The following is a 380-nucleotide window of genomic DNA, read 5'->3' as shown; positions in this document are numbered from 1 at the left end:
GCTAATGACCAGAAATCATCAATGAAGCAGTTTTCGACGACGCTGGTGAAGTCTAGGTCGTTGCCTCCGGCGGTCATGAGGACCACCTTTGTGTGGGGATCCATTCCGTCGGCCTGACTGACAATAGGGTGGTCCCCGGTAGTGATTTGGGCGCCACTCCAGGCCCGCACATCAGTTTGAAACGTGGTATCGTCCCCGAACTCCCGATTCAACCGGCGCGTAAGCACCGAACCATAATTCTTAGGACTGCGATACGAATGGTCAGTTGGATATTCGTAATCCCTTAGCGTTCCGTTGCCTGCCGAGTAGGAGTCTCCCAGCACGGTCATCTTCACTAACCGGCGAGGCGGCACCCACCCATCAACCGTGACCGCCCGAGC

The 380-nt window shown here is 56.3% G+C and carries 1 protein-coding gene; it reads right to left on the bottom strand.

Annotated elements, in window-relative coordinates:
- On the bottom strand, window positions 1-329 hold a 329-nt coding region (locus tag G8O24_RS47440), incomplete at its 3' end, for a GDSL-type esterase/lipase family protein (protein ID WP_202988845.1).
- Window positions 330-380 lie beyond the last annotated feature (51 nt).

It is taken from the genome of Bradyrhizobium campsiandrae, from assembly GCF_014529705.1.
GTDB lineage: Bacteria > Pseudomonadota > Alphaproteobacteria > Rhizobiales > Xanthobacteraceae > Bradyrhizobium > Bradyrhizobium campsiandrae.
Note: the sequence above shows the minus strand (reverse complement) of the source record. Positions and strands in the feature narration are given on the sequence as shown.